19 protein-coding genes and 1 tRNA gene are annotated in these 25,447 nt (G+C 59.7%); 14 read left to right on the forward strand and 6 right to left on the reverse strand.

What is annotated here, in order from left to right:
• The first annotated feature begins 32 nt into the window (after positions 1-32).
• From rpsO to ACI77H_RS28320, 3 genes are all read left to right on the forward strand, one after another.
• On the forward strand, positions 33-302 hold the full coding sequence (rpsO, locus tag ACI77H_RS28310) for a 30S ribosomal protein S15 (RefSeq protein ID WP_003176135.1): 270 nt from the start codon (positions 33-35) through the stop codon (positions 300-302).
• 193 nt (positions 303-495) lie between these two features.
• Positions 496-2,601 carry a polyribonucleotide nucleotidyltransferase gene (gene pnp, locus ACI77H_RS28315; protein WP_407015083.1) on the forward strand — a complete coding sequence of 702 codons (2,106 nt, stop codon included), beginning with the start codon at positions 496-498 and terminating at the stop codon, positions 2,599-2,601.
• 129 nt (positions 2,602-2,730) lie between these two features.
• Positions 2,731-2,805, forward strand: a tRNA-Thr gene (locus ACI77H_RS28320).
• 7 nt (positions 2,806-2,812) lie between these two features.
• Here ACI77H_RS28320 and ACI77H_RS28325 read toward each other — a convergent pair.
• A complete protein-coding gene (locus tag ACI77H_RS28325; RefSeq protein ID WP_407015118.1) occupies positions 2,813-3,682 on the reverse strand; it encodes a hypothetical protein in 870 nt (289 codons plus the stop codon).
• A 361-nt stretch (positions 3,683-4,043) separates the two neighbouring features.
• Here ACI77H_RS28325 and ACI77H_RS28330 point away from each other — a divergent pair, with 361 nt between their 5' ends.
• Complete coding sequence (locus ACI77H_RS28330; protein WP_407015084.1) at positions 4,044-4,349, forward strand: DUF6388 family protein; 306 nt, start codon at positions 4,044-4,046, stop codon at positions 4,347-4,349.
• Between the two features lie 51 nt (positions 4,350-4,400).
• Here the strand turns inward: ACI77H_RS28330 and nadC are convergent, their stop codons facing one another.
• Complete coding sequence (nadC, locus tag ACI77H_RS28335) at positions 4,401-5,249, reverse strand: carboxylating nicotinate-nucleotide diphosphorylase (RefSeq protein WP_407015086.1); 849 nt, start codon at positions 5,247-5,249, stop codon at positions 4,401-4,403.
• Between the two features lie 360 nt (positions 5,250-5,609).
• On the opposite strand from nadC, the gene ACI77H_RS28340 reads away from it, so the two are divergent.
• The 5 genes from ACI77H_RS28340 to ACI77H_RS28360 all read left to right on the forward strand — a co-directional run bounded on the left by ACI77H_RS28340 (position 5,610) and on the right by ACI77H_RS28360 (position 12,142).
• A complete protein-coding gene (locus tag ACI77H_RS28340; protein WP_407015087.1) occupies positions 5,610-7,814 on the forward strand; it encodes a DUF1631 domain-containing protein in 2,205 nt (734 codons plus the stop codon).
• A gap of 64 nt (positions 7,815-7,878) precedes the next feature.
• On the forward strand, positions 7,879-8,439 hold the full coding sequence (gene ampD / locus ACI77H_RS28345; protein WP_407015089.1) for a 1,6-anhydro-N-acetylmuramyl-L-alanine amidase AmpD: 561 nt from the start codon (positions 7,879-7,881) through the stop codon (positions 8,437-8,439).
• Positions 8,436-9,272, forward strand: a complete 837-nt coding sequence (ampE, locus tag ACI77H_RS28350) for a regulatory signaling modulator protein AmpE (protein ID WP_407015091.1) — start codon at positions 8,436-8,438, stop codon at positions 9,270-9,272. Before ampD ends, ampE begins: the two co-directional genes overlap by 4 nt.
• 279 nt (positions 9,273-9,551) lie before the next feature.
• The gene (locus tag ACI77H_RS28355) at positions 9,552-11,582 is read left to right on the forward strand and encodes a methyl-accepting chemotaxis protein (protein ID WP_407015092.1); all 2,031 of its coding nucleotides are present in this window, start codon (positions 9,552-9,554) and stop codon (positions 11,580-11,582) included.
• A 170-nt stretch (positions 11,583-11,752) separates the two neighbouring features.
• Positions 11,753-12,142: a hypothetical protein gene (locus tag ACI77H_RS28360; RefSeq protein WP_407015093.1), complete on the forward strand. Its 390-nt coding sequence runs from the start codon at positions 11,753-11,755 to the stop codon at positions 12,140-12,142.
• Here ACI77H_RS28360 and ACI77H_RS28365 read toward each other — a convergent pair whose 3' ends face one another.
• Both ACI77H_RS28365 and cra read right to left on the reverse strand, forming a co-directional pair.
• Complete coding sequence (locus tag ACI77H_RS28365; RefSeq protein ID WP_407015094.1) at positions 12,143-12,919, reverse strand: TatD family hydrolase; 777 nt, start codon at positions 12,917-12,919, stop codon at positions 12,143-12,145.
• 3 nt (positions 12,920-12,922) lie between these two features.
• Entirely contained in the window at positions 12,923-13,918 is a 996-nt protein-coding gene (gene cra / locus ACI77H_RS28370) for a catabolite repressor/activator (protein ID WP_407015120.1), read from the reverse strand.
• Between the two features lie 282 nt (positions 13,919-14,200).
• Between cra and ptsP the strand changes: the two genes are divergently transcribed.
• The 3 genes from ptsP to ACI77H_RS28385 are packed head-to-tail and all read left to right on the forward strand — an operon-like array spanning position 14,201 to position 19,754.
• Positions 14,201-17,062, forward strand: a complete 2,862-nt coding sequence (ptsP, locus tag ACI77H_RS28375) for a phosphoenolpyruvate--protein phosphotransferase (protein ID WP_407015096.1) — start codon at positions 14,201-14,203, stop codon at positions 17,060-17,062.
• Complete coding sequence (gene pfkB / locus ACI77H_RS28380) at positions 17,062-18,003, forward strand: 1-phosphofructokinase (RefSeq protein ID WP_407015097.1); 942 nt, start codon at positions 17,062-17,064, stop codon at positions 18,001-18,003. The genes ptsP and pfkB overlap by 1 nt, the downstream gene beginning before the upstream one ends.
• A gap of 11 nt (positions 18,004-18,014) precedes the next feature.
• On the forward strand, positions 18,015-19,754 hold the full coding sequence (locus ACI77H_RS28385; RefSeq protein WP_407015098.1) for a PTS fructose-like transporter subunit IIB: 1,740 nt from the start codon (positions 18,015-18,017) through the stop codon (positions 19,752-19,754).
• Between the two features lie 377 nt (positions 19,755-20,131).
• Here the strand turns inward: ACI77H_RS28385 and ACI77H_RS28390 are convergent, their stop codons facing one another.
• Entirely contained in the window at positions 20,132-20,374 is a 243-nt protein-coding gene (locus tag ACI77H_RS28390; protein ID WP_407015099.1) for a pyocin S6 family toxin immunity protein, read from the reverse strand.
• Positions 20,375-20,683: 309 nt separating this feature from the next.
• Here ACI77H_RS28390 and ACI77H_RS28395 point away from each other — a divergent pair, with 309 nt between their 5' ends.
• Positions 20,684-22,225: an alkaline phosphatase D family protein gene (locus ACI77H_RS28395; RefSeq protein WP_407015100.1), complete on the forward strand. Its 1,542-nt coding sequence runs from the start codon at positions 20,684-20,686 to the stop codon at positions 22,223-22,225.
• A gap of 132 nt (positions 22,226-22,357) precedes the next feature.
• Positions 22,358-22,780, forward strand: coding sequence for a hypothetical protein (locus tag ACI77H_RS28400; protein ID WP_407015101.1), 423 nt, complete (start codon positions 22,358-22,360; stop codon positions 22,778-22,780).
• A gap of 52 nt (positions 22,781-22,832) precedes the next feature.
• Here ACI77H_RS28400 and ACI77H_RS28405 read toward each other — a convergent pair whose 3' ends face one another.
• On the reverse strand, positions 22,833-25,358 hold the full coding sequence (locus tag ACI77H_RS28405; protein WP_407015121.1) for a PepSY domain-containing protein: 2,526 nt from the start codon (positions 25,356-25,358) through the stop codon (positions 22,833-22,835).
• Between the last annotated feature and the right edge of the window lie 89 nt (positions 25,359-25,447).

The following is a 25,447-nucleotide window of genomic DNA, read 5'->3' on the forward strand; positions in this document are numbered from 1 at the left end:
CTGAAACAGTTTCCTGATAAAAGGATTGCCTCATGGCTCTCGACGTTCAAGAAAAAGCTCAAATCGTAGCTGACTACCAGCAAGCTGTTGGTGACACTGGTTCGCCAGAAGTGCAAGTTGCACTGCTGACCCACAACATCAACAAACTGCAAGGTCACTTCAAGGCCAACGGTAAAGATCACCACTCCCGTCGTGGTCTGATCCGCATGGTAAACCAGCGCCGTAAGCTGCTGGACTACCTGAAAGGCAAGGATCTGGGCCGTTACCAGGCTCTGATCGGTCGCCTGGGTCTGCGTCGCTAATAAGCGATTGCGCTAGAGGTTGGTTGTCTGTCGTGCATCAGTGGGTTTCCGCTGGTGCATGGCAGGCTCCCAGCCTCAAGTTTTATCTGGATACACGTTTTACCCTGGACAGGCGTTGGGCCGATTCCCGACATTGCCCAAGAATTTCGCAAGAAGACAAGTTCCCCAAGAGCCACAAAGAAGGTAGGACACCGTGAACCCGGTTATCAAAAAATTCCAGTTCGGTCAGTCGACCGTTACCCTCGAGACAGGCCGTATCGCCCGTCAAGCCTCCGGCGCAGTGCTGGTTACCGTTGACGACGACGTCACCGTATTGGTGACCGTTGTTGGCGCCAAGCACGCTGACCCAAGCAAAGGCTTCTTCCCTCTTTCCGTTCACTACCAGGAAAAGACTTACGCTGCCGGTAAGATCCCTGGCGGTTTCTTCAAGCGCGAAGGCCGTCCTTCCGAGAAAGAAACCCTGACTTCCCGACTGATCGACCGTCCGATCCGTCCACTTTTCCCAGAAGGCTTCATGAACGAAGTGCAGGTTGTCTGCACTGTCGTTTCCACCAGCAAGAAGACCGATCCGGACATCGCTGCGATGATCGGTACCTCGGCTGCCCTGGCCATCTCCGGCATTCCTTTCGATGGCCCGATCGGCTGTGCACGCGTTGCGTTCCACGAAAGCACCGGCTACCTGCTGAACCCGACTTACGAACAACAGAAAGCATCGAGCCTGGACATGGTCGTTGCCGGTACTTCGGAAGCCGTTCTGATGGTTGAATCGGAAGCCAAAGAGCTGACCGAAGACCAGATGCTGGGCGCGGTACTGTTTGCTCACGACGAGTTCCAGGTTGTGATCAACGCTGTTAAAGAGCTGGCGGCTGAAGCTGCCAAGCCAACTTGGGCTTGGGCTCCACAAGCTGAAGCCACCGAACTGCTGGGCGCTATCCGCTCCGAGTTCGGCGCTGCTATCTCCGACGCCTATACCATCACCGTCAAGGCCGACCGTTACGCTCGCCTGGGCGAGCTGAAGGACCAGGTTGTTGCCAAGCTGTCCGGTGAAGAAGGCCAGCCTTCTTCCAGCGAAGTGAAAGCAGCGTTTGGCGAAATCGAATACCGCACCGTTCGCGAAAACATCGTAAACGGCAAGCCACGTATCGACGGCCGCGACACCAAGACCGTACGTCCTCTGAACATCGAAGTCGGTGTTCTGCCAAAGACCCACGGTTCGGCGCTGTTCACCCGTGGCGAAACCCAGGCTCTGGTAGTTGCAACACTGGGCACCGCCCGTGACGCACAACTGCTGGATACCCTGGAAGGCGAGAAAAAAGACCCGTTCATGCTGCACTACAACTTCCCTCCGTTCTCGGTCGGTGAGTGCGGTCGCATGGGTGGCGCTGGTCGTCGCGAAATCGGTCACGGCCGTCTGGCCCGTCGTTCGATTGCAGCCATGCTGCCTGCTGCCGACGTGTTCCCGTACACCATCCGTGTTGTGTCGGAAATCACCGAGTCTAACGGTTCCAGCTCCATGGCTTCCGTTTGCGGTGCTTCCCTGGCACTGATGGACGCCGGTGTGCCGATGAAGGCGCCGGTTGCTGGTATCGCCATGGGCCTGGTTAAAGAAGGCGAGAAGTTCGCCATCCTGACCGACATCCTGGGCGACGAAGATCACCTCGGCGACATGGACTTCAAAGTAGCCGGTACCGCCAAAGGTGTTACCGCGCTGCAGATGGACATCAAGATCAAAGGCATCACCGAAGAAATCATGGAAATCGCTCTGGGCCAAGCCCTGGAAGCGCGCCTGAACATCCTCGGTCAGATGAACCAGATCATTGGTCAGTCCCGCACTGAACTGTCGGAAAACGCTCCGACCATGATCGCGATGAAAATCGACACCGACAAAATCCGTGATGTCATCGGTAAAGGCGGCGCGACTATTCGTGCGATCTGCGAAGAGACCAAGGCTTCGATCGATATCGAAGACGACGGCTCGATCAAGATCTTCGGCGAAACCAAGGAAGCGGCTGAAGCAGCACGTCAGCGCGTTCTGGGTATCACCGCAGAAGCTGAAATCGGCAAGATCTACGTTGGTAAGGTTGAGCGCATCGTCGACTTCGGCGCATTCGTCAACATCCTGCCGGGCAAGGACGGTCTGGTTCACATCTCGATGCTGAGCGATGCTCGCGTTGAGAAAGTGACCGACATCCTGAAAGAAGGCCAGGAAGTGGAAGTGCTGGTACTGGACGTGGACAACCGCGGCCGTATCAAGCTGTCCATCAAAGACGTAGCAGCTGCCAAGGCTTCGGGCGTTTAATGACCCCCCGCCTGACCGCTTCAACGTTGTAAAAAATGCCCCGCAGTGAAAACTCCGGGGCATTTTTTTGTCTGCAAAACAGGGCTTGAAGTTGCTGCCTCTCAAGCCCGATGCTAGGTTTAGCGCACTGCCCGTGTAGCTCAGTCGGTAGAGCAGCGCACTCGTAACGCGAAGGTCGCAGGTTCGATTCCTGTCTCGGCACCATCCCCTGTTATTTCACCTTGCTCCTCAGATCATCAACGGTCCGTTTGAGCTGATCCAGTTGACTGTCCTGATTGCTGACGTCCCGTTTCAGACTGGACAGGTCGCTGGAACTCGCGCTGGAGTTCGAGCCGGCGCTGCGCTTAACGTCTTCCACCTGACTGGCGAGTTTCTTCAATTCGCTGTCCTGTGCGCTGACCGTGCGCTTGAGGTCGCTCACTTCACTGGAACTGGAACTTGAGCTGGAACTCGAGCCACTGCTGCGCTTGAGATCGTCCATCTGACTCGAGAGTTTTTTCAGGCCGTTTTCCTGTTCGGCGACGCTGCGCTTGAGATCGCTCACTTCGCTGGAGCTGGCGCTTGAACCGGAGTTCGAGCCGCTGCTGCGTTTGAGGTCATCCACCGCTTTGGCGAGGTTCTTCAGGCCGGTTTCTTGCTCACTGACTGTGCGCTTGAGGTTTGCCACTTCGCTCGAGTTTGAACTGGAGTTCGAACCGCTGTTGCGTTTGAGCTCCTCCAATTGCTTGGTGAGTTCTTTCAGGTCCTTGTCCTGGTCGGTAGCAGAGCGTTTGAGGTTGGTGATCTCACTGGTACTCGAGCTGGAACTCGTTCCGCTGTTGCGCTTGAGTTCTTCAATGAGGCGCGCCTGCGCTTCGAGGTCTTTTTTTAATTCCTTGATGTCATCCGTGTTGGTTTTAACGGTGCGCTGTAGTGCTTCCACCCCCTCAACACTGAGATTGCTCCTGACCATGACGTCTTTACCGTACCGGTTGTTGACGACGAGGAATCTGTCGGAGGAAGAAGGGTTGTCTGAGGTGAACTCCAAACTGGCCTGGGCCGTATTGGTCAGTGCCAGGTTGCCGAGCAAAAGGGCGGCCATGCCGGTTGCAAACAGGGTAGACGGAAGCTTCGAAAAATTGCGCGTCACCTGAGTTCCTTGTGAAGTGCCTAGATGGCACATCGCTATGACTTTGCTTTTTGAGGCTTGTTCCGGTGTGGCGAGGGAATATTTTCAGAAAAACCGCTCAGCGGTTTTTTTGTAGATTTGATGTAAAAGTCCATATAAATCGTCTTCCAAACGTCCTATATTCGGACCTTGTACGAGCATCACCCTGCAGTTTTCAAATGATCCACGAATGGTTCTGAAGGCCAGACAAACCGGGCTTCACACGGTTTTTTGCGTCAGAGAGATCCTTGATGATCCAGATCCATCTTCCATTCCCCCGATCAGCGAGAACGACATGACCGTTAAAGAATTGACCCAGGAAGCCAGGCACGAAGAAGCGCTGAAGAAGTACGTGCTGGACGCGCCCCAACTGCTGGAAGAGATCAAGGACTTGCCCGCCGACGATCAGAAAGACCAGATTCAATGGGCGTTCGAGGATGAGGCAGAAGCCCAGGGCTTGCAGCCGTGGGAGCTGACGCTCAAGTACACCTCTAGCCCGGAAGAGTTTGAAACCGCGCGCCTGGTGTTGCATAAAGAGGCGGCCGAGGTGTTGGGTGTCGAGTGGGAAGAGTACTGCGAGATGAATAATCTGGTGGTCTGACAAAAACGCCAGCCTCAATGAGGCTGGCGTTTTTCATTCAACAAGGCGTAATCAGAGGCTTAAACGCATCGACAGATCGACAGCCTTTACGTCCTTGGTCATCGCACCAATCGAAATGTAATCCACCCCGGTTTCTGCGATCGGCAACAGCGTGCTCTCGTTGATGCCGCCGCTGGCTTCCAGTTTTGCCTTGCCGCCATTCAGGCGCACGGCTTCACGCATGTCATCCAGGCTCAATTCGTCGAGCATGATGATGTCGGCACCGCCCGCCAGTGCTTCTTTCAGCTCCGCCAGGTTTTCCACTTCGATCTCCACCGGTTTGCCCGGGGCAATCTTGTGCGCGGCGCTGATTGCCTCAGGGATGCCACCGCAGGCGGCGATGTGGTTTTCCTTGATCAGGAAGGCGTCGTACAGGCCGATTCGGTGGTTATGGCAGCCGCCGCAGGTCACGGCGTACTTTTGCGCAAGACGCAGACCTGGCAGGGTTTTACGGGTGTCGAGCAGCTTCACCTGCGTCTGGGCGACGAAATCCGCCAGGTATTGCGCGCGAGTGGCCACGCCGGAGAGCAACTGCAGGAAATTCAGGGCGCTGCGTTCGCCTGTCAGCAGCGAGCGAGCGGGGCCTTCGAGGTGGAACAGCGCTTGATTGGGCTTCACCCGTTCGCCATCGCGCACCTGCCAATGCACAGCAACGCGTGGGTCCAGTTGCCGGAAAACCGCATCAACCCACGCTGTGCCGGCGATGACTGCGGCGTCGCGGGTGATGATGGTGGCTTTGGCCAGGCGTTCAGCCGGGATCAGTTGCGCGGTGATGTCGCCGCTGCCGATGTCTTCGAGCAACGCACGGCGCACGTTGGCTTCGATTTCGGCGGTCAGATCGGCGAGACGTAGATTCGGCATAACGGACTCCACAAACAAAGTGGCCCGATTATAGGGCCATGGTGCGGGGCAACCCAAGGCGCGCGAGACCTTCCGTGCGCTCTGAAACCTGCATTTGGTCGATTCCCTTGAGCCATCGAGGTTAAGCGGCGTTCCTCTACATGTGTCTATTTCAAAGGGAAGCAAAGAGTCTGCTGGCACACGGGACATCTTTTGCAAGATAATTCGCCTTGTATTTGACGCCATGGCTTTGACGCATCTTTGGTTCGCCGATTATTGAATGACTGCGCACGGGCATTGTCTTCTGTTGCGCGGGGCTGTGAGGCTGGCGTACCCGATTGTTCTAACCGAACCGAAGAATTACCGTTGCAGGAGACCAGGATGCACAACGACGGGAATGTAGTGCCTTTGCGCAAGGCAGCTACCGATCAGGCGAGTCACTCGCCGCTCGCCCGCCTGCCTGTGATTCTGCTTCAGGTTCGCGACAAGGCCGCTCAACAGCTCAGGCATGCGCTGCAGGAATTGTTCGATAACGCCGACGACACGCTGTTCGAAATGGCTGACCGGGCCAGTGATGACGTCGAGCAGAACATCTTTTTTGAAGCCATGCGCGACTTGCGCCTCAAGCGCAAAAATATCGAGCGGGTGTTTCTTGAACAATTCTTCGAGGCGTTTGTCCGTCTCGCAGGCAGTCTTCAGATGGCTTTGCCTCAGGCATTCGATAGCCCGGCGCAACAGTCTGGCGATGACCTGGAACGTCGCGTAGCGGTGGAGGCCATGGTTAATAAAGTGCTGAACCACGACGGCTTTGCGCTTGATCAATTGACCGCCCGACTCAGCACGTTGCTGACCAAGAAGCTTGTGACTGCGCACAATCCGCTGGGCCCGGCGATGCTCTGTGAGTATTTCATGCAGGCTGGCCGCAACCTGGGGGTCGAGATCAAGGTCAAGCTGATCATCCTGAAGCTTTTCGAACGCTATGTGCTCAGTGATGCCGACCAGCTCTACACCGAAGCCAACCAGATATTGATCGCCACCGGGATATTGCCCGACCTGAAGCCTGCCCCGAATCGGCGTGCCATTGATCGTGCGCAGGCCAGTGCCCGTGCCGAACCCGTCGAGGCTGGCGATCGTTCCGACAGCACGCCAATCGACGACAGCGTGCTGGAAGTGTTCGCGGCGTTGCAGGGGTTGCTGTTCCACGTGCGTGGCAGTGTCGCGCCAACGCTGGAGACCAGTGCTCAGGCACAACCGATATCCACCCGCGACCTGCTGCGGCTGCTCTCGCACTTGCAGCAGTACGTGCCGGCGCCTGCGCTCCAGGACGACTTCGACCTGCGAAACCAGCTTGAGCAACTGCTGACCCGAGTCAGCGTCAAAAGCGGCAAGTCGCGCGTGGTCGGTGTCGCTGACGAAGATGTGATCAACCTGATCGCCATGCTCTTCGAATGCATCCTTGATGATCGCAATCTGCCGGACTCGCTCAAGGCGCTGATCGGACGCTTACAGATCCCGATGCTGAAAGTGGCCGTGCTCGACAAGAGTTTCTTCAGTCGCAGCAGTCACCCGGCCCGCCGTCTGCTCAACGAAATTGCCGCCGCGGCCCTGGGCTGGGGCGAGTGCGATGACCATGAGCGCGACAGTTTGTACCTGCGCATCGAGCAAGTGGTGCAGCGTTTGTTGAACGACTTTGTCGATGATCCGGCGATTTTCTCCGAATTACTGGCGGATTTTCTCGCGTTCACCAACGACGAACGCCGGCGCAGCGAGTTGTTGGAGCAGCGTACCCGCGACGCCGAAGAAGGCCGCGCCAAAACCGAACTGGCCCGGCAACGCGTCGAGCTGGCGTTGAATCAGGCGCTGTTGGGCAAAGTGCTGCCGCAACGGGTGGTGGCGTTTGTTCAGGACGCCTGGAGCCAGGTGCTGCTGCTGACCTGCCTCAAGCACGGCGATCAGTCCGCCGAGTGGCATGCCGATGTGCAAACCATGGCGCAATTGATCTGGAGCGTGCAGCGCCATGACGAAACTGACGCAAGCCTGCGCCTGTTGGCGTTGGTGCCAGGGTTGCTCAAGGCCTTGCGCGACGGGTTGAGCCGTTCGGCGTTCGATCCGTTCGCCACCGGAGAGTTTTTCAGCGATCTGGAAGGCTTGCACGTTCAACTGTTCGAGCGTGCGGACCAGGCACCGGCCGCCACCAATACTGGCGATGCGCCGCTGATGGTTGAAGTGCTCGAAGAAATCGATCTGCTCACCGCCGACGAAGGGCCGCTCGAAACGGTCTCGGTGCGCTTGCCGGCGGATGATCCGGGCCTGCTTCAGGTCGATCAGTTGCACGCGGGTTGCTGGGTCGAATTTCAGGAAGACGAGGAAAACACCTTGCGCTGCAAGCTCGCCGCGATCATCGAAGCCACGGGCAAGTATATTTTCGTCAACCGCACCGGGATGAAAGTGCTGGAGCGCAGCCGTACCGGGTTGGCGCTGGATTTTCGTCGTGGCGCGGTGCGCATCCTCGATGACACCTTGCTGTTCGATCGGGCCCTGGAGTCGGTGGTCGGCAACCTGCGGCGACTCAATCGCGGCAAGTGATCGCGCGCCGAGGGTCTATCGCGGCATACTGGGCACCAACACAGTCGTCGTTGAAGGAACCTGTATGCAGTTGGACCCCGCGAGCGGTTGGTGTCAGGGAGTGCGTTTATGCCCCTCACCCAACTTCAATGCGCGCCCCACGGGCGAAATTTCCCTGCTGGTGATCCACAACATCAGTCTGCCGCCGGCGCAGTTTGCCACCGGCAAGGTGCAGGAATTTTTCCAGAACCGGCTGGATGTCACAGAGCATCCCTACTTTGAAGGGATCGCTGACCTACGGGTGTCTGCGCATTTTCTGATTGAGCGTGACGGCACCGTCACTCAGTTTGTCTCTTGTCTTGAGCGTGCCTGGCATGCCGGTGTGTCGTGTTTCGACGGCCGGGAAACCTGTAACGATTTTTCCGTGGGTATTGAGCTTGAAGGCACGGATGATCTGCCGTTCACCGATGCTCAATATGACGCGTTGACGGCCCTGACCTTGCAGCTGCAAAGCGCTTTTACGGGTATTACCGCGCAGCGCATCTGCGGGCATAGCGACATCGCACCAGGGCGCAAGACTGATCCGGGACCGGCGTTCGACTGGGCGCGTTATCGCGCGGCCCTGGCTAAAGAGGAAGCACAATGAGTTTTCTGGTGTTGCTGTTGGCGGTCTGGATCGAGAAGTTCTCGGCCCTGCGCCATCGGGTTCAGCGTGATGGCGGTTGGGTGCGCGAGTTGCACAAGCTTGAAGCCAGCCCGCGTCTGGTCAATCGTCCGTGGTTGATTCTGCTGATTCTGGTGCTGCTGCCGGTGGCGCTGCTGGGGTTGCTGCTGGTGGTGCTGGAGCCGGTTGCTTACGGTCTGTTGGCGTTGCCGGTGCATTTGCTGGTGGTGATTTATAGCCTGGGGCGTGGTGATTTGCTGGCCGGTCTGGGGCCGTTTCGCGATGCTTGGCGCCGGGAAGACCTGCAAGCTGCCGCGCATGTGGCGAAACGTGACCTGGATATTTGTGCCGACAACGGCGAGCAGTTGCTGGAGCGGGTTCAGGCTCAACTGTTGTGGGAGGCTTACCAAAGCTTCTTTGCAGTGATTTTCTGGTACTTCCTGTTGGGGCCGGTGGCGGCGTTGAGCTATCGACTACTGGCACTCGCTGAAGAACACGGCCAGAACCCGGCCGTCGTCGAGCGCGCCGCTCAACTGCGTCACGCGTTCGATTGGATGCCGGTGCGTCTGCTGGCGGCGAGTTTTGCGCTGGTCGGCAACTTTGTCGCCGTCAGTCGGGTGATGCTGCACGAATTGCTGAACTGGAACATCAGCGCCGCGCAATTGATCGAGAAGGTCGGGCTGGTGGCCGGTGAAATTCCTGCGCCGGTGGTCGGGCCCGATGGCATCAACAGCCTCGACCGGATCTGGGAGCTGCTGCTGCGTGCCGCGGTGCTCTGGTACGCCGGTTTTGCGCTGTGGACAGTCCTTGCCTAAACACCACCTTCTGTAGGAGTCAGCTTGCTGGCGATGCCTGCGCCTCGGTGTTTCAGGAACACCGCATTGAGGCCATCGCCGGCAAGCCGGCTCCTACAGGGACAGGGTTGGCATGGCGCCTTTTGAACGGCAGGACCCTCTCGTTCGATAAGCTGGCGTTAACCTTAAGTTACAAAACCCCCCGCCGATTTGAGCTATACAGAGACAGCACTCAATAGTGGCTATCTGCTGCTTGTCTGTGCCTGCCAATAAAAATAAGAAATCCAAGGGAGACTTCCAGTGAAGAGCTTGCTCTATCCCGCCGTCGCACTAATGAATCGCCTGAGCTTCGGCATGAAGTTCAGCCTGATCAGCGTTCTGTTCCTGGTGCCCATGCTGGTGACCAACTTTTATCTGGTGCGTGATTCCTATCGCGAATTCCAGGGCACCCGAGTGGAACTGCAGAGCCTCGACCTGCTGGGCAGCAGCCTGACGCTTCGACGCGATCTGGAAACTCTGAACAACCTGGTACAGATCAACGTCTACCTGGGCCAGGCCGGCAAGGCCGGCAATCTCGAATCCCAGATCACCGACCTGGAACACAGTGTTCTGGCTCGCCTGCAAGGGCTGACGGCGATGACCACCGATGCGGAACAGATTACGGTTTTCGATGGCAAGCGCGACGAGATGATCACCGCGTTCAAGGCCCAGCAAACGGAAAACTCGTTGCAAAGCAAAAGTGCGCTGATCGGCAAGTTGCTCGGCAACGCGCAAATTTTCAGCCAGATCATCGCCAGTCAGGCCGGTTTGAGCCGTGACAATCAGAGCGACATGCGTCAGCTCACCGAACTCATCACCAACGTCACGCCGCCCGTCACCCAGACCTTGGGCGATGGCCGCGCCATGGGCTCTTACTCGCTGGGGCAAGGGTTTCTCAATTCGTCGTCGAGCACCCGTTTCGATGAGTTGCTGGCGCAGATCGAAAAGCTGCAGGCCGAGTACGGTCTGAAGTTGCAGGATGCGCTGGGCTCAAGCAAGGCGGCACGTGAAACCCTGGCGGCGCAGGCCGAGAGCAGCAAGGCGTCGCTGAAAAAGGCCAGTGAACTGTTCGAAGAACAGGTGGTGATGGCAGACACCCTCGATGCGCCGTGGCAGGCTTTTTACGATCAGGTCACCGGCCTGATGGACCAGACTTACCAACTCAACGAAGCCACCCTGAAATTCCTCGATACCCAGTTGCAACAACGGCTGACCCAGAACCGCACGCACATGGTCTTGCAGGCCGTGGCGCTGACGGTGGTGTTTGTGCTGATTTTTTACCTCTACGGCGGCTTCTACGCCTCGACCCGCACCACCCTCAAACGCCTTGGCGCGATGATGGACAAGGTCGCGGCCGGCGACATGACCGTGACCTTCAACGCCAACAGCCGTGACGAGCTGGGCGAATTGGGCGAGGTGTTCAACGGCACGGTGAAGAAAATCCATGACTTGATCGAGCGTGTCGGCCATACCGTCGGGGAAGTCGAGCGTCAGGCCTGTCAGGTCGAGAACGTATCCGCCCAGAGCAACCAGGCTGTCGCGGGGCAACGCTCGCAAATCGAACAGGTCGCCACGGCGATGAACCAAATGTCGGCCACCTCACTGGAGGTGGCCCGCAGCGCAGCCGCGGCGGTCAGCAGCGCCCACAGCGTCAATGACGAAACCATCAGCGGTCGCGGGTTGGTGGAGTCTCAGCAGGGCAGCATTGCTGCGCTGGCGAGCGAAATCGATCAGTCGGTGCTGGTGATCAATCAACTGGCCAGTGACAGCCAGTCCATCAGTCGCGTGCTGGAAGTGATCAAAAGCATCGCCGAACAGACCAACCTGCTGGCGCTCAACGCAGCCATCGAGGCGGCCAGGGCCGGCGAGCAAGGCCGAGGTTTCGCGGTGGTGGCGGACGAGGTCCGGACCCTGGCCAAACGCACCCAGCAATCGACCGAAGAAATCGAACAGATGATCGCCAAACTGCACAGCGGTGTCGGCGCCGCAGTGAAGGCCATGGGCACCAGCCATCAAATGGCCAATGGCACGGTGGGGCAGTCGGAAAAGGTCCAGCAGGCGCTGGAAAATATTCTTGGGGCGGTAGGCATGATCGTCGATCAGAACCAGCAGATCGCCGCCGCCGTGGAACAACAGACTGCCGTCGCCCACGACATCGACCAGAACATCGTCGAGATCAACCGGGCTGGCGAACGCACCGCCGAAGGGGCACACAAGACCGAAGATGCCAGCCGGGCGCTGTCGGCTCAGGTGGTTGAGCTCAAACAGCTGATCAGCGCCTTCCGGGTCTGAAGAACCGCGTAACCCCTGTAGGAGCAAGCTTGCTCCTACAGATTTGTGCATCGTCTGTAGTACTTGTTCCCGTTACGTGTAGGCAGTATCCGATTTCCCTGCAGGCTCTGGCATTTGGTCTTCAATGAAGGATTATCCACAACCCTGACCTACCTTGAGGAGGCTCGGTTATGTCCTTCGCTACAACTGGAATCCAAGGGCACTGTGCTCATTGCGGAAACACTCGGCGACTCGAACCCTGGCAACTCAACGCCATCGCAATCAACGAAGCATTCTCTTGTTCCCACTGCCACAAAGCCTTGCAACTGAGCGATCCGAAGCAGATCAGGCGCATCAAGTCCCTCGACTCACTCGCGATGCTGCGGGCAAGCACGATGGTGATGGTATGCACCGCGTTGCTGGTGTTATTGGTGATGGAGTGGGTCGGGCTACTCAACGTGGTCGAGCAGCTGAATTTTTCGCTGATCGCGATTCTGGTCTACTTCGTGGTCATCCGGTTCGCCCGACACCGCCACCATATGACGCTGATTCTGGAAGCTGCCAAGGCTCACGCCGACTGACTACCAGTTGAACAGCTCGCACACATTGGCCGTGCTGACAGCCGCCAACCGTTCAGGACTGATCGCCATGATTTCAGCCAGCGCCTCGCAGATCGCCGGCAAATGCGCCGGGCTGTTGCGCTGACCGGGAAACATGGCGGGGGCCATGTCCGGTGAGTCGGTTTCCAGCACCACCGATTCCAACGGCAGCTCGGCCAGCACGCGGTGCATGCGCAAGGCCTGCGGCCAGGTCGCCGCGCCGCCAAGGCCCAGTTTGAAACCGAGCCTGATGTACTCGCGGGCCTCTTCCTTGCTGCCGGCGAAGGCGTGAATGATGCCTGTGCGTTTCAACTTGAAGCGCTTGAGCGTGGCAATCACCGCGGCATGGCTGCGTCGCACGTGAATCAGTGCCGGCAGATTGAAATCCGCCGCCAATTGCAGTTGTGCCTCAAACAGCGCTTGCTGGCGCTCACGGTCGAGGGTTTCGATGAAGTAATCGAGGCCGATCTCACCCACCGCGCACAGCTGTCGATGGCCGGTTAAACGGCTGAGCCAATCGCCGAGTTCGGGTAAATCTTCAGGCCGATGCTGCTCCAGATACACCGGGTGCAAACCGAACGCCGCATGCAGATCGGGATCGCTTTGCACCAGATCCCAAACTCGCTGCCAATTGGCCTGATAAACCCCCAGCACCACCATCCGCCGCACGCCAAGGGCGCGGCTCTCGGCGAGCAGCGCCGGGCGGTCCTCGTCGAAATCCGGAAAGTCCAGATGAGTGTGGCTGTCGATCAGCTCCACGGTTCAGTCCTGGCGAATACGCTGCTTGAAGGTCCGCGCGATGGCTTGCACGCCGGGCTGGTAATCAGACTGCTCAATGGCGGCCAGGGCCAGTTGCAGTGCTTTGTCGGCGATCAACTGGTGTTGCTGGGCCATGGCGTTGACCGGCAGTGGCAGGAAGTCCAGCAACTGCGTGTCGCCGAATGTGCCCAGGCGCAGCGGGCGGGTTTTCAACGGGAAGTCGTGCAAAGCGTCGAATACGCCTTGAAGCAGCACGTAGGAGGTGGTCACCAGCGCATCCGGCAAATGCCCCAGGCGCTGAAGCATTTCTTCCATCAACTGCTTGCCGCACTCGCGGCTGAACGATTCGCCGTGTTCGATCAGGATCTCGCCTTTGAAACCGCTCAGTGCTTCCTTGAATCCCGCCGCCCGCTCCTGGCTGATGCTCAGTTCGGGACGTGCACCGATCAGGGCGATCTGCTTGGGCAACGGATCGAGCAAGCTGCGCGTCAGTTGCAGACTGGCTTCGCGATCATCACTGATCACCGAGCAGAAATGCTCGGGCTCCATGACCCGGTCGATGGCGATGATCGGAATGCCTTTGGCTTGTAGCTGTCGGTAACTGTCGTCACCGGCCGGCAGGCAACTGGCGACGATCAAGGCGTCGCAACGTCGGGCGCGGAACAGTTGCAGCAGTTGCCGTTCGCTGTCCGGCGCATCGTCGGAACTGGCGATCAGCAACTGATAACCACGGGCCCGGGCACCTTGTTCCAGCAGCTTGGCGATTCGCGCGTAACTGGGGTTTTCCAGGTCCGGCAGAATGAAACCCAGCGTGCGGGTGTGCCGACTGCGCAGCCCGGCCGCTTGCGGGTTGGGCGTGAAGCCATGTTGTTCGACGACCGCGCGCACGCGCTCGACGGTGGCACTGCTGATGCGTTGCTGTGCGGCCTTGCCATTGATGACATAACTGGCGGTGGTCACGGACACACCGGCCAGTTGGGCGATATCACTGAGTTTCAACTCGGGTTTTCCTTGTTTGTCGGCCGACATTTTCGCCAATCCTACCCGATTCAGGCAGGCAACTATTGTCGCAACCTATCCGACAGGTTGGGCTTCAAGGATGGGACATAATCGAGTAACGTGCCAATCATTCTAGATTAAACGTTTCAGCAGGCGTATTTTCTACGTTATAGGTTCATTTGGCCGGTTCTGCCGCGAAACCGCCAAAAGTGATGATTAAGGGCCTAAGCTGATTCATTCAAAACAATACCTGGTGCCTCAATGCGCCAAAAAGGAGAAAGCATGCTCGAGCTCACCCTAGAGCAGATTTCCATGGGCCAGTCGGCCGTGGACAAGTCCGCAGCGTTGCATTTACTGGCAGGGCATCTGGTCGCCGATGGTCTGGTGGCCGAGGGGTATCTCGCCGGTTTGCAGGCGCGCGAAGCCCAGGGCTCGACCTTTCTCGGTCAAGGTATTGCCATCCCCCACGGTACGCCGCAAACCCGCGACCAGGTGTTTTCCACTGGCGTGCGGCTGATGCAATTCCCTGAAGGCGTGGATTGGGGCGACGGCCAGATCGTCTATTTGGCGATCGGCATTGCAGCCAAATCCGATGAGCACTTGCGCCTGCTGCAACTGCTGACCCGCGCCCTCGGCGAAACCGATCTGGGCCAGGCCCTGCGTCGCGCCAGTTCTGCCGAAGCGTTGCTGAAGCTGCTGCAAGGCGCGCCGCAGGAACTGGCACTGGATGCACAGATGATCGGCCTCGGCGTATCGGCCGATGACTTCGAAGAACTGGTCTGGCGCGGTGCGCGTTTGCTGCGTCAGGCGGATTGCGTGAGCAATGGTTTTTCTGCGGTGTTGCAGCAAGTCGAAGCGTTGCCGCTGGGCGATGGCTTGTGGTGGTTGCACAGTGAGCAAACGGTCAAGCGTCCGGGCCTGGCGTTTGTCACGCCGGACAAACCGATACGCTACCTCGGCCAGCCGCTCAGCGGCCTGTTCTGTCTGGCCAGCCTCGGCGAGGCGCACCAGGCCTTGCTCGAACGCCTTTGCGCGTTGCTGATCGAAGGCCGTGGTCATGAACTGGGGCGCGCCACCAGCAGCCGTAAAGTCCTCGAAGTGCTCGGCGGTGAACTGCCGGCGGACTGGCCCAGCGCACGCATTGCGCTGGCCAATGCCCACGGTTTGCACGCGCGCCCGGCGAAAATCCTCGCGCAACTGGCGAAGAGTTTTGACGGTGAGATTCGCGTGCTCATTGTCGATGGCCAGGACAGCGCGGTGTCGGTGAAAAGCTTGAGCAAACTGCTGAGCCTCGGCGCCCGTCGCGGTCAGGTGTTGGAATTCATCGCTGAGCCGAGCATCGCCGCCGATGCCTTGCCCGCCTTGCTGGCCGCGATCGAAGAAGGCCTCGGTGAAGAAATCGAGCCATTGCCTGCGGTTAGCCAACAACGTGAAGTGATCGCGGAGGTGGCCGAAGTGCTGCTCGCCCCGGCATCCGGCAGCCTGGTTCAGGCCATCCCTGCCGCGCCGGGCATTGCCATCGGCCCGGCACACATTCAAGTACTGCAAACCATCGAATACCCGCTGCGCGGTGAGTCCGCCGCCATTGAACGCGAGCGTCTCCAGCAAGCGCTGGCGCACGTGCGTCGTGACATCGAAGGCTTGATCGAGCGCAGCAAATCCAAAGCCATTCGCGAGATTTTCATCACCCACCAGGAAATGCTCGACGACCCGGAATTGACCGACGAAGTCGAAACTCGCCTCAAGCAGGGCGAAAGCGCCGAAGCGGCGTGGATGGCGGTGATTGAAGCCGCAGCGAAGCAACAGGAATCGCTGCAGGACGCCTTGCTCGCCGAGCGTGCGGCAGATTTGCGCGATATCGGCCGTCGCGTGTTGGCGCAACTGTGCGGCGTCGAGACGCCCAATGAACCCGATCAGCCGTACATCCTGGTCATGGACGAAGTCGGTCCTTCCGACGTCGCGCGTCTTGATCCTGCCCGTGTCGCCGGCATTCTCACCGCCCGTGGCGGCGCCACCGCGCACAGCGCCATCGTCGCCCGAGCGCTGGGTATTCCAGCATTGGTCGGCGCCGGTGCGGCGGTGTTGCTGCTGGCACCGGGCACGCCGTTGCTGCTCGACGGCCAGCGCGGTCGCCTGCATGTGGACGCCGATGCGGCGACCCTGCAGCGCGCCACCGAAGAGCGCGACACCCGCGAGCAACGCTTGAAAGCCGCCGCCGAACAACGTCATCAACCGGCGCTGACCACTGACGGCTACGCGGTCGAAGTGTTCGCCAACATCGGCGAAAGCGCAGGCGTCACCAGCGCCGTGGAGCAGGGCGCCGAAGGCATCGGCTTGCTGCGCACCGAACTGATTTTCATGGCCCACTCGCAGGCGCCGGACGAAGCGACTCAGGAAGTCGAATACCGTCGTGTACTCGATGGCCTCGCCGGTCGGCCACTGGTGGTACGCACCCTCGACGTCGGCGGCGACAAACCGCTGCCGTATTGGCCGATCGCAAAAGAAGAAAACCCGTTCCTCGGCGTGCGCGGCATTCGCCTGACCTTGCAGCGTCCGCAGATCATGGAAGCGCAATTGCGCGCCCTGCTGCGCGCCGCTGACAACCGCCCGCTGCGCATCATGTTCCCGATGGTTGGCAGCGTTGACGAGTGGCGTCAGGCCCGAGACATGACCGAGCGCCTGCGTCTGGAAATCCCGGTGGCGGACCTGCAACTGGGGATCATGATCGAAGTACCTTCGGCGGCATTGCTGGCGCCGGTGCTGGCCAAGGAAGTCGACTTCTTCAGCGTCGGCACCAACGACCTCACCCAATACACCCTGGCCATCGACCGTGGTCATCCGACTTTGTCGGCCCAGGCGGACGGCTTGCATCCGGCGGTGCTGCAACTGATCGACATCACCGTGCGTGCGGCCCATGCCCATGGCAAGTGGGTCGGCGTGTGCGGCGAGCTGGCGGCCGATCCGCTGGCGGTGCCGGTGCTGGTCGGCCTCGGTGTGGATGAGTTGAGCGTATCGGGCCGCAGCATCGCCGAGGTCAAGGCGCGCATTCGCGAACTCAGCCTGACCCAGACTCAAACCCTCGCCCGACAGGCCCTGGCCGTCGGCAGCGCAAATGAAGTGCGCGCATTAGTGGAGGCCCTGTAATGGCCAAGATCCTGACCCTGACCCTCAACCCGGCGCTGGACCTGACGGTGCAGTTGCCGCGCCTCGAGCCCGGCCAGGTCAATCGCAGTGACGAGATGCACACCCACGCTGCCGGTAAAGGCGTGAACGTGGCGCAGGTGCTGGCGGACCTTGGGCATTCGCTCACCGTCAGCGGTTTCCTCGGCGAGGACAACCTTCAGGCGTTCGAAGCCCTGTTCGTCAAACGCGGTTTTGTCGACGCGTTTATCCGCGTTCCCGGCGAGACACGCAGCAACCTCAAACTGGCGGAAAGCGCCGGGCGCATCACCGACATCAACGGCCCCGGGCCGAAGGTCAGTGAAGCGGCGCAGCAGGCGTTGCTCGATCGACTGGATCAGATTGCGCCGGGGCATGACGTGGTCGTTGTCGCCGGCAGTCTGCCGCAAGGCGTCAGTCCTGAATGGTTGCGGGCACTGATTCTGCGCTTGAAAAATCTTGGCTTGAACGTCGCCCTGGACACTAGTGGTGAAGCATTGCGCGAAGCACTCAAGGCCGGTCCGTGGTTGATCAAACCCAACACCGAAGAACTGGCCGAAGTGCTCGGCTGTGAAGTGGTTTCGGTCGCGGCTCAAGCCGAAGCTGCGAGCCGCTTGCATGCGCAAGGCATCGAGCACGTGGTGATTTCCCACGGCGCCGACGGCGTGAACTGGTTCAGTGTTGGCTCGGCGATGCATGCCACGCCACCCAAGGTTAGCGTCGCCAGTACGGTGGGCGCAGGGGATTCGTTACTGGCCGGCATGCTCCACGGTCTGCTCAGCGCCGACACACCGGAACAGACCCTGCGCACTGCCACGGCGATTGCCGCGATGGCGGTGACCCAGATCGGTTTCGGAATCGGCGATGCGGCTCAATTGGCGCGGCTTGAACAGGGTGTGCGCGTGCGTCCCCTGACAGAACAATAAGAGGGTTTGTCATGAAGTTAGCCATTGTTACGGCTTGCCCCAACGGCATGGTCACCAGCGTGCTTTGTGCCCGCTTGCTCGATGCCGCAGCGCAGCGTCAGGGCTGGAGCACCAGCGTCGAAGTGGTGGATGCGGCGCACCCGGAGCGCCAGTTGTCGGCGGCCACAATTGAAGCGGCCGAATGGGTGTTGCTGGTGACCAGCGCGCCAGTGGATATGTCGCGATTCATTGGCAAGCGGGTGTTCCAAAGCACCCCGGCGCATGCCCTGCAAGATGTCGAAGTCGTGCTGCGTCGCGGTGCTGAAGACGCTGAGGTTTACCTCGCCCCCGCAGCGGTCGCCGAACCGGTGGCCGTCACGAAAAACGCGCCCCGGCTGGTCGCGATCACCGCGTGCCCGACCGGCGTTGCACATACCTTCATGGCCGCTGAGGCTTTGCAGCAAGCGGCGAAACGTTTGGGCTACGACCTGCAAGTCGAAACCCAGGGCTCGGTCGGTGCTCGCAATCCGTTGAGTGCGACGGCGATTGCCGACGCCGACGTGGTGCTATTGGCCTGCGATATCGAAGTCGCGACCGAGCGTTTTGCCGGCAAGAAAATCTATCGCTGCGGCACGGGTATCGCCTTGAAGCAAGCCGAAGCGACGCTGAACAAAGCGCTGGCCGAAGGCCAGCAGGAAAGCGCCGCGACCGGCGCCAAAGGTCCGGCCAAACAGGAGAAGACCGGCGTCTACAAACACCTGCTGACCGGTGTGTCGTTCATGCTGCCGATGGTGGTGGCGGGCGGCCTGATGATCGCGTTGTCGTTCGTCTTCGGCATCACCGCGTTCAAGGAAGAAGGCACCCTCGCCGCGGCCCTGATGCAGATCGGCGGCGAGACCGCGTTCAAGCTGATGGTGCCGCTGCTGGCGGGCTACATCGCCTACTCGATTGCCGACCGTCCGGGCCTTGCGCCGGGGATGATTGGCGGCTTGCTGGCGAGCACGCTGGGTGCCGGTTTCATCGGCGGGATCATTGCCGGGTTCATCGCCGGTTACGCGGCGCAGGCGATCAATCGGTATGCGCGTTTGCCGCAAAGCCTCGAAGCGCTGAAACCGATCCTGATCATCCCGTTGCTGGCGAGTCTGTTCACCGGTCTGGTGATGATCTATGTGGTCGGCAAGCCGGTGGCCGGGATGCTCGCGGGGCTCACGCATTTCCTCGACAGCATGGGCACCACCAACGCGATTCTGCTCGGCGTATTGCTGGGCGGCATGATGTGCGTCGACCTCGGTGGCCCGATCAACAAAGCCGCGTATGCCTTCTCGGTGGGGCTGCTGGCGTCGCAGAGTTATGCGCCAATGGCCGCGACGATGGCGGCCGGCATGGTACCGCCGATTGGCCTGGGCATTGCCACGTTCATTGCCCGGCGCAAGTTCGCCCAGGCTGAGCGCGAAGCAGGTAAAGCGGCGTTGGTGCTGGGGTTGTGCTTCATCTCCGAAGGCGCGATTCCGTTTGCCGCCAAGGACCCGCTGCGGGTGCTTCCGGCGAGCATCGCCGGGGGGGCGCTGACGGGGGCGTTGTCGATGTATTTCGGCTGCAAACTGATGGCGCCGCACGGTGGGTTGTTTGTGTTGGCGATCCCGAATGCGATCAACCATGCGCTGCTTTATTTGCTGGCGATTGTCGCCGGGAGTTTGCTGACGGCGGTGGTGTATGCGGTGGTCAAGCGACCGGAAGTTGTTGAGCCGGCGGCAGAGCCCGTCAGCGCATAACCCGCCCCTGGAGCCGGCTTGCTGGCGATGGCGGTCTTTCAGCCAACATAAATGTTGAATGTCAGTCCGTCATCGCGGGCAAGCCCGCTCCCACAGGTTATGGCGTTGAACACCCGTCTTGTGTACGACAGAGATCACTGTGGGAGCGGGCTTGCCCGCGATGGCGTCAGCGACAACACCATCAAACCGAGGTGCGCCTCCTCCCGCTGCAACGCCCGCGCCTGAACCACATCCGGCACAGCACAGCCCTCACGCATCGCCAAACAAAGAAGGTGGCAGCCGTACGCGGGTTGGCCGACCGGGTACAGAAACCGGCGCACCCGAAGGTGTCCCACGCACAGCTGCCATAAAATATTCAAGTGGGGGATACCGAAGGCTCACAGGTAGCAGCTGATATACAGCATTAGGTTCCTGGGCAATTTAGTCATTGCGAGACGTTCAATTGCCTTGATCTGCCTGGCGGTCAGAAGATGGCTCGCCATGGCATCCTCTTCCTTATGCCAAGCCATTATCGGCATCAGGACATCGGTGGTTACGGTCGGGGGTAAATCGGTTTCGAATACAGCCAGGTCGCTGGCTTCTTCTCTTCCGTAAATCTGAAACTTCAAATCATATTTCATGGTTCAACCTTCCCGGTTCTGTTTGCTGGCTTTGTCTGCGCCCCGTGATTACCCGAGGGAGCCTCAAACTACTTGGATCGTTCAGGCGCTGGCGTGAGGACATTTCCCAAATCCAGCGCTGAAATTTCCTACTCCTTGGTAGGAACAGGAGGCACGATGAAAAATCAGAGCGAATACCTGCCGATCTGCAATTGCAGGGTTGCCCTGCAACATAGAGTCTTCGATAGGGCTCTGTGGTGTTGGCTGATTTGCGTGTCACGCCCGGTTCACACGGTCATGTTTTAGTTTTCCTTTTTCAGGGAGTACACCATGAGCGAATTCAACCTCAGTCGCCGTCGTGTCATCCAAGTGGTCGGCGCCGGGATTCTGCTTCCCGGCCTCGCGCCGGCGGTGATCGCTTCGGTCAAGGATCGGCCGCAACTCACCGATGGCGTGCAGTCCGGCGACGTGCTGGGCGACCGGGCGATGGTCTGGAGCCGCAGCGATCGTGCGGCGCGGATGGTGGTGGAGTGGGACACCCGCAGCCTGTTCACCAACCCTCGGCGTTTTGTCTCGCCACTGGCGGATGCCCGCAGTGATTTCACCGCGCGGGTCGAGCTCAGCGGTCTGCCCGCCGGCCAGGCGATTTTCTATCGCGTGCATTTCGAAGACGCTCAGAGCGGCGTCACCAGCGAGCCCTGGTTCGGCCACTTGCGCAGCGTGCCGCAGACCCGGCGCGACATTCGTTTCGTCTGGAGCGGCGACACCGTCGGCCAGGGTTTCGGCATCAACCCGGATATCGGCGGCATGCGCATCTACGAAGCCATGCGCCTGCGCCTGCCGGACTTCTTTATCCACAGCGGCGACACCATCTACGCGGACGGCCCGGTGCCGGCGCAGCTTATTACTGAAAGTGGCCGCGTGTGGCGCAACATCACCAGCGAGGCCAAGAGCAAAGTGGCCGAAACCCTCGACGAGTATCGCGGCAATTACCGCTACAACCTGATGGACGAAAACGTCCGTCGTTTCAACGCCGAAGTGCCGCAGATCTGGCAGTGGGACGACCACGAAGTGGTGAACAACTGTTCGCCGGGCAAGCAATTGGACGAGCGCTACAAGAGCAAGGATATCCACAGCCTGGTGGGGCGCGCGCGTCAGGCCTGGCTGGAATATGCACCGATGCGTTTGCAGAGCGCCGACGGTGGCGGGCGGATTTATCGCAAGCTCGGTTATGGGCCGATGCTGGATGTGTTTGTGCTCGACATGCGCAGTTATCGTGAGGCCAATGATGACAACCTCGGTGCAGCCAAACCCTTTCTCGGACGTGAGCAACTGGACTGGCTCAAGCGTGAATTGAAAACCTCCACTGCCCAATGGAAGGTCATCGCCGCCGACATGCCGATCGGCCTCGGCGTCCCCGACGGAGAAGTCAGGCCGGGAGTGGCGCGCTGGGAGGCGGTGGCCAATGGCGAACCGGGACCGGCTCAGGGGCGCGAACTGGAAATCGCTGAACTGCTCGGGTTTCTACGGGCACAGCAGGTGCGTAATTTTGTATTCCTGACGGCCGATGTGCATTACTGCGCGGCGCATCACTATCATCCGGATCGTGCCGCGTTTCAGGACTTCGAACCGTTTTGGGAATTTGTTGCCGGGCCGTTGAATGCGGGGAGTTTCGGACCTAATCCGCTGGATAAAACCTTCGGGCCCGAGGTGGTTTTCGAGAAGGCACCCCCGGCGCAGAACACCTCACCGTTTGCCGGGTTTCAGTTTTTTGGCGAGGTGAACATTGAGGGGGCGACGGGGGAGATGAGTGTGGTGTTGCGGGATCTGGATGGGGTCAGTGTGTTTGAACAGAAATTGCAGCTGCTGTAAGAACGAATCGGAATTACTGACTTAAGTACGCTGTTCGCTTATTGCCAATCAATATAGTTGTCTGTCATTTCTTACAGGTGTTTTTCGGTGGGTTTTATTTAGGCTGAATCAAAACCAACCGAGTAATAGCTGATGAAATATATAAATGGACAACCAGGGTCAGCGTGGAAGACCGTTGTATCTCTGCTCTTTTGTACGCTCGCGCTGTCTGCTTGCCAAAAAACCAATGAAACTAATGCAGGTATATGTAATGGGGATTGGGGATTAGTCGCAGGTTGGGTTTGTGATATCGGTTTTCCCGGAAACGAAAAGAACTGCTTTGTTTTCGCAAAAGATGTAGATCGTAACGGTGCTTACCGAAGCAATACGAGCGACGTCTGCATTCTTGATTACCAGATGGATCAAGAAAATATTGACTGCGACAAGATGTGCCGGGATCACGACTGCTCTAAAGTTCGATGCCCGGCGGCTCAGGACATCGAGCGTCTTGATAAGCGGCTCAATATCAAAAAGCGGTCCACAGGCAGCGACCCATTGACGTCACCTTCAGCTTGAGAACCTGCCCTGACGGCAAATATTAATTTGACGTCAGGTGCTTCATTTCCCCTCAGTAAACGTCGCGGCGGTAGCGGCCCTGCTCAATCAGGCGATCAACTTCTTCAATCCCCAGCACTTCGTTGAGCACGTGATCCACCCCCGAGGCCATCCCCTGCAAGCTGCCGCAGATGTAAATGACGGCACCGTCGGCCAGCCATTGCTTGAGCAAACCGGCCGACTCGCGCAGGCGATCCTGCACGTAAATCTTCTCGGCCTGATCCCGCGAAAACGCCAGGTCCAACCGTTCCAGATCCCCTGAAATCAACCAATCCTCAAGCTCCGCGCGACAGAGGAAATCGTGCTCGCGATTTCGCTCGCCAAACAGCAGCCAATGGCGAGTTTGCCCATCGGCAATCCGCGCCTTGAGCAAACTGCGCAGCCCGGCAAGGCCGGTGCCGTTGCCCAGCAGGATCATCGGCGCCGGTTCGACGGGCAGATGGAAGCCGCTGTTGCGGCGAACCCGCAGGCTGATGGTGCTGCCCAGCGGCGCGTGTTCGGTCAGCCATCCGGAGCCGACGCCCAGGCTGCCGTCGGGATGCAGCTCCTGGCGCACGATCAGTTCCAGCACGCCGTCGGCGGCAATCGAGGCGATGGAGTATTCGCGCAGGGCCAACGGCACCAGCGCGTCCACCAGCGCTTGGGCGTGCAGACCGACAAGGTGCGTGCGGTTTCCGGGCAATTGTCGAGTGGCGAGTGCTTGTTCCAGCGCTTGCGACAAGCCATCGAGCACCACCGAGGCGCGACCGTCGATCCCCAGGCCATCGAGGAAATGCTCGATCGCCCACGAGCAGTTACGCGGCAACACTTCCACCAGATCACCGGCCAGCCAACTGCTGGTGGTCGGCGCGCTGAGGCCCAGCAGGTACACCGGCGAGCCGCTGCTGTCCGGGTTCATCAAGTCGCGACGGCTCAGCGTCCAGTTGTCGTAGCTCGGCGCTTGCCAGGTGTCCACGGGGGCCTGTCCGGTTAGTAGACCGAGTTGCTGCTGCCAGTGACGCAAGGCGTAAGGGTCGCCGCAGTCGACTTCCACCGGCGCGAACAGGTGCTTGCCGCCGTGTTCGCCGAGCCAGGCATGCAAGCGTCGGGCGAAACCGCAGAAGTGTTGATACTGCCGGTCACCGAGTCCGAGCACGGCGTAATTCAGGCTCTCCAGGCTCAATGCCCGGCCCAGCACTTTGCGTTCGAAACCACGGGCGCTGTCCGGCGCTTCGCCGTCGCCGAAGGTGCTGACCACGAACAGCGCATTGCTGGAGTTGCGCAGGTCTTGCTCGCTGACATTGGCCAGCGGCTGAACCTTCACCGGCAGGCCTGCCGCTTGCAGTTGACCGGCGGTCTGCCACGCCAGTTGTTCGGCAAACCCGCTTTGGCTGGCGAAGCCGATCAGCCACGCCGGAGCATCGCTGTCCGGTTGTTCGAGGCCTTTGCGGGCGTCCTTGATCTGCTTTTTCTTGCGTCGACGATCCAGGTACAGCAACCAGCCGGTGATGAAAAACAGCGGCATGGTCAGTGCGCTGAGCGTCAGGACGATTCGTCCGACAATCCCGAAGTAACTGCCGACGTGCAGCGCGTAGATGCTCGTCAGCAGTTGCGCCTTGAAGCTTTTGTCGCTGTAGCGGTCATGGCGTTTGACGAGGCCGGTGGCCGGATCGAGGGTGATCTGGTTCAGCGCGCGGTCGTGGGGCGAGGAGTTCAACAGGTAGAACACCGTCGCGGGTTGCCCGGCCACGGGCGGCATACGAATGTTGTAGGCACTCAGTGCCGGGCCGGCGGCGCTGTAAATGCTGCTCCACATCGCGGCGTAATCGGCCGTCGGCGCCGGGCCTTCTGGTGCCGGGCCACGATTGCGAACCCGCTCATTCTGCGGCGCATCGGACAGCAATCGGGTCAGGCCCTTGTTGTACCACTCGTAAGACCAGGACAACCCGGTCAGCGCCGCCAGCAGGTAAAACACCAGGCACCAGGTGCCGGCCACCGAGTGCAAATCCCAGTTGAAGCTGCGGCCCGTTTTCTTCCAGTCGAGGGTCAGCCAGGCGCGCCAGCTTTTCCATTGGCGCGGCCAGCGCAGGTAAAGGCCGGACAGGCAGAAGAACACCAGGATCAGCGTACAGGCGCCGGTGATTTGCCGACCGGTATCGCCCATGGCGAGGAAGCGGTGCAGTTGCAGCATCAGGCCGAAGAAGTCCTGGCCGGTGACCTCACCCAGGAACTCGGCGGTGTAGGGATCGAAGTAGCGCATCTCACCGCGACGCTCGCCCGGTGGCGGGGTAAAGGACACCCGCGCGGCGTTGCCACTGTCGGTGTCGACCCAGATCATCGCGACTTTCTTGCCCGATGCACCCTCGATTTTTTCCACCAGCTCAGCGGGCGGCAGCACGCCGGCGACCTGTTTCTCGACCTGCAACACCGACGGGTTGAGTGCGCGCAGGATTTCGTCCTCAAACGACACCGTCGCCCCGGTGATGCCCATCAGGGCCAGGACCAGCCCGGCACTGATACCGAAAAACCAGTGCAACTGGAACAGGGTTTTCTTCAACACGTCACTCGCCTTGTTCGTTGTAAAAATTGTCATCACGGCGCGCATTATGCCGTGGGTTGTCGAGAAGCATTCTTTTTACGCACAAAAGC

This window comes from Pseudomonas sp. O230, assembly GCF_045447035.1.
Taxonomy (GTDB): domain Bacteria; phylum Pseudomonadota; class Gammaproteobacteria; order Pseudomonadales; family Pseudomonadaceae; genus Aquipseudomonas.

What these genes read in the sequence shown, in the direction of transcription:
- pfkB (WP_407015097.1), top strand. Translation starts at nt 17,062, where the DNA reads ATGGCCAAGATCCTGACCCTGACCCTCAACCCGGCGCTGGACCTGACG.
- ACI77H_RS28325 (WP_407015118.1), bottom strand. Translation starts at nt 3,682, where the DNA reads ATGGCCGCCCTTTTGCTCGGCAACCTGGCACTGACCAATACGGCCCAG.
- ACI77H_RS28360 (WP_407015093.1), top strand. Translation starts at nt 11,753, where the DNA reads ATGTCCTTCGCTACAACTGGAATCCAAGGGCACTGTGCTCATTGCGGA.
- ACI77H_RS28340 (WP_407015087.1), top strand. Translation starts at nt 5,610, where the DNA reads ATGCACAACGACGGGAATGTAGTGCCTTTGCGCAAGGCAGCTACCGAT.
- ampD (WP_407015089.1), top strand. Translation starts at nt 7,879, where the DNA reads ATGCAGTTGGACCCCGCGAGCGGTTGGTGTCAGGGAGTGCGTTTATGC.
- ACI77H_RS28390 (WP_407015099.1), bottom strand. Translation starts at nt 20,374, where the DNA reads ATGAAATATGATTTGAAGTTTCAGATTTACGGAAGAGAAGAAGCCAGC.
- nadC (WP_407015086.1), bottom strand. Translation starts at nt 5,249, where the DNA reads ATGCCGAATCTACGTCTCGCCGATCTGACCGCCGAAATCGAAGCCAAC.
- rpsO (WP_003176135.1), top strand. Translation starts at nt 33, where the DNA reads ATGGCTCTCGACGTTCAAGAAAAAGCTCAAATCGTAGCTGACTACCAG.
- ACI77H_RS28330 (WP_407015084.1), top strand. Translation starts at nt 4,044, where the DNA reads ATGACCGTTAAAGAATTGACCCAGGAAGCCAGGCACGAAGAAGCGCTG.
- ACI77H_RS28385 (WP_407015098.1), top strand. Translation starts at nt 18,015, where the DNA reads ATGAAGTTAGCCATTGTTACGGCTTGCCCCAACGGCATGGTCACCAGC.
- ACI77H_RS28400 (WP_407015101.1), top strand. Translation starts at nt 22,358, where the DNA reads ATGAAATATATAAATGGACAACCAGGGTCAGCGTGGAAGACCGTTGTA.
- ACI77H_RS28395 (WP_407015100.1), top strand. Translation starts at nt 20,684, where the DNA reads ATGAGCGAATTCAACCTCAGTCGCCGTCGTGTCATCCAAGTGGTCGGC.
- ampE (WP_407015091.1), top strand. Translation starts at nt 8,436, where the DNA reads ATGAGTTTTCTGGTGTTGCTGTTGGCGGTCTGGATCGAGAAGTTCTCG.
- ptsP (WP_407015096.1), top strand. Translation starts at nt 14,201, where the DNA reads ATGCTCGAGCTCACCCTAGAGCAGATTTCCATGGGCCAGTCGGCCGTG.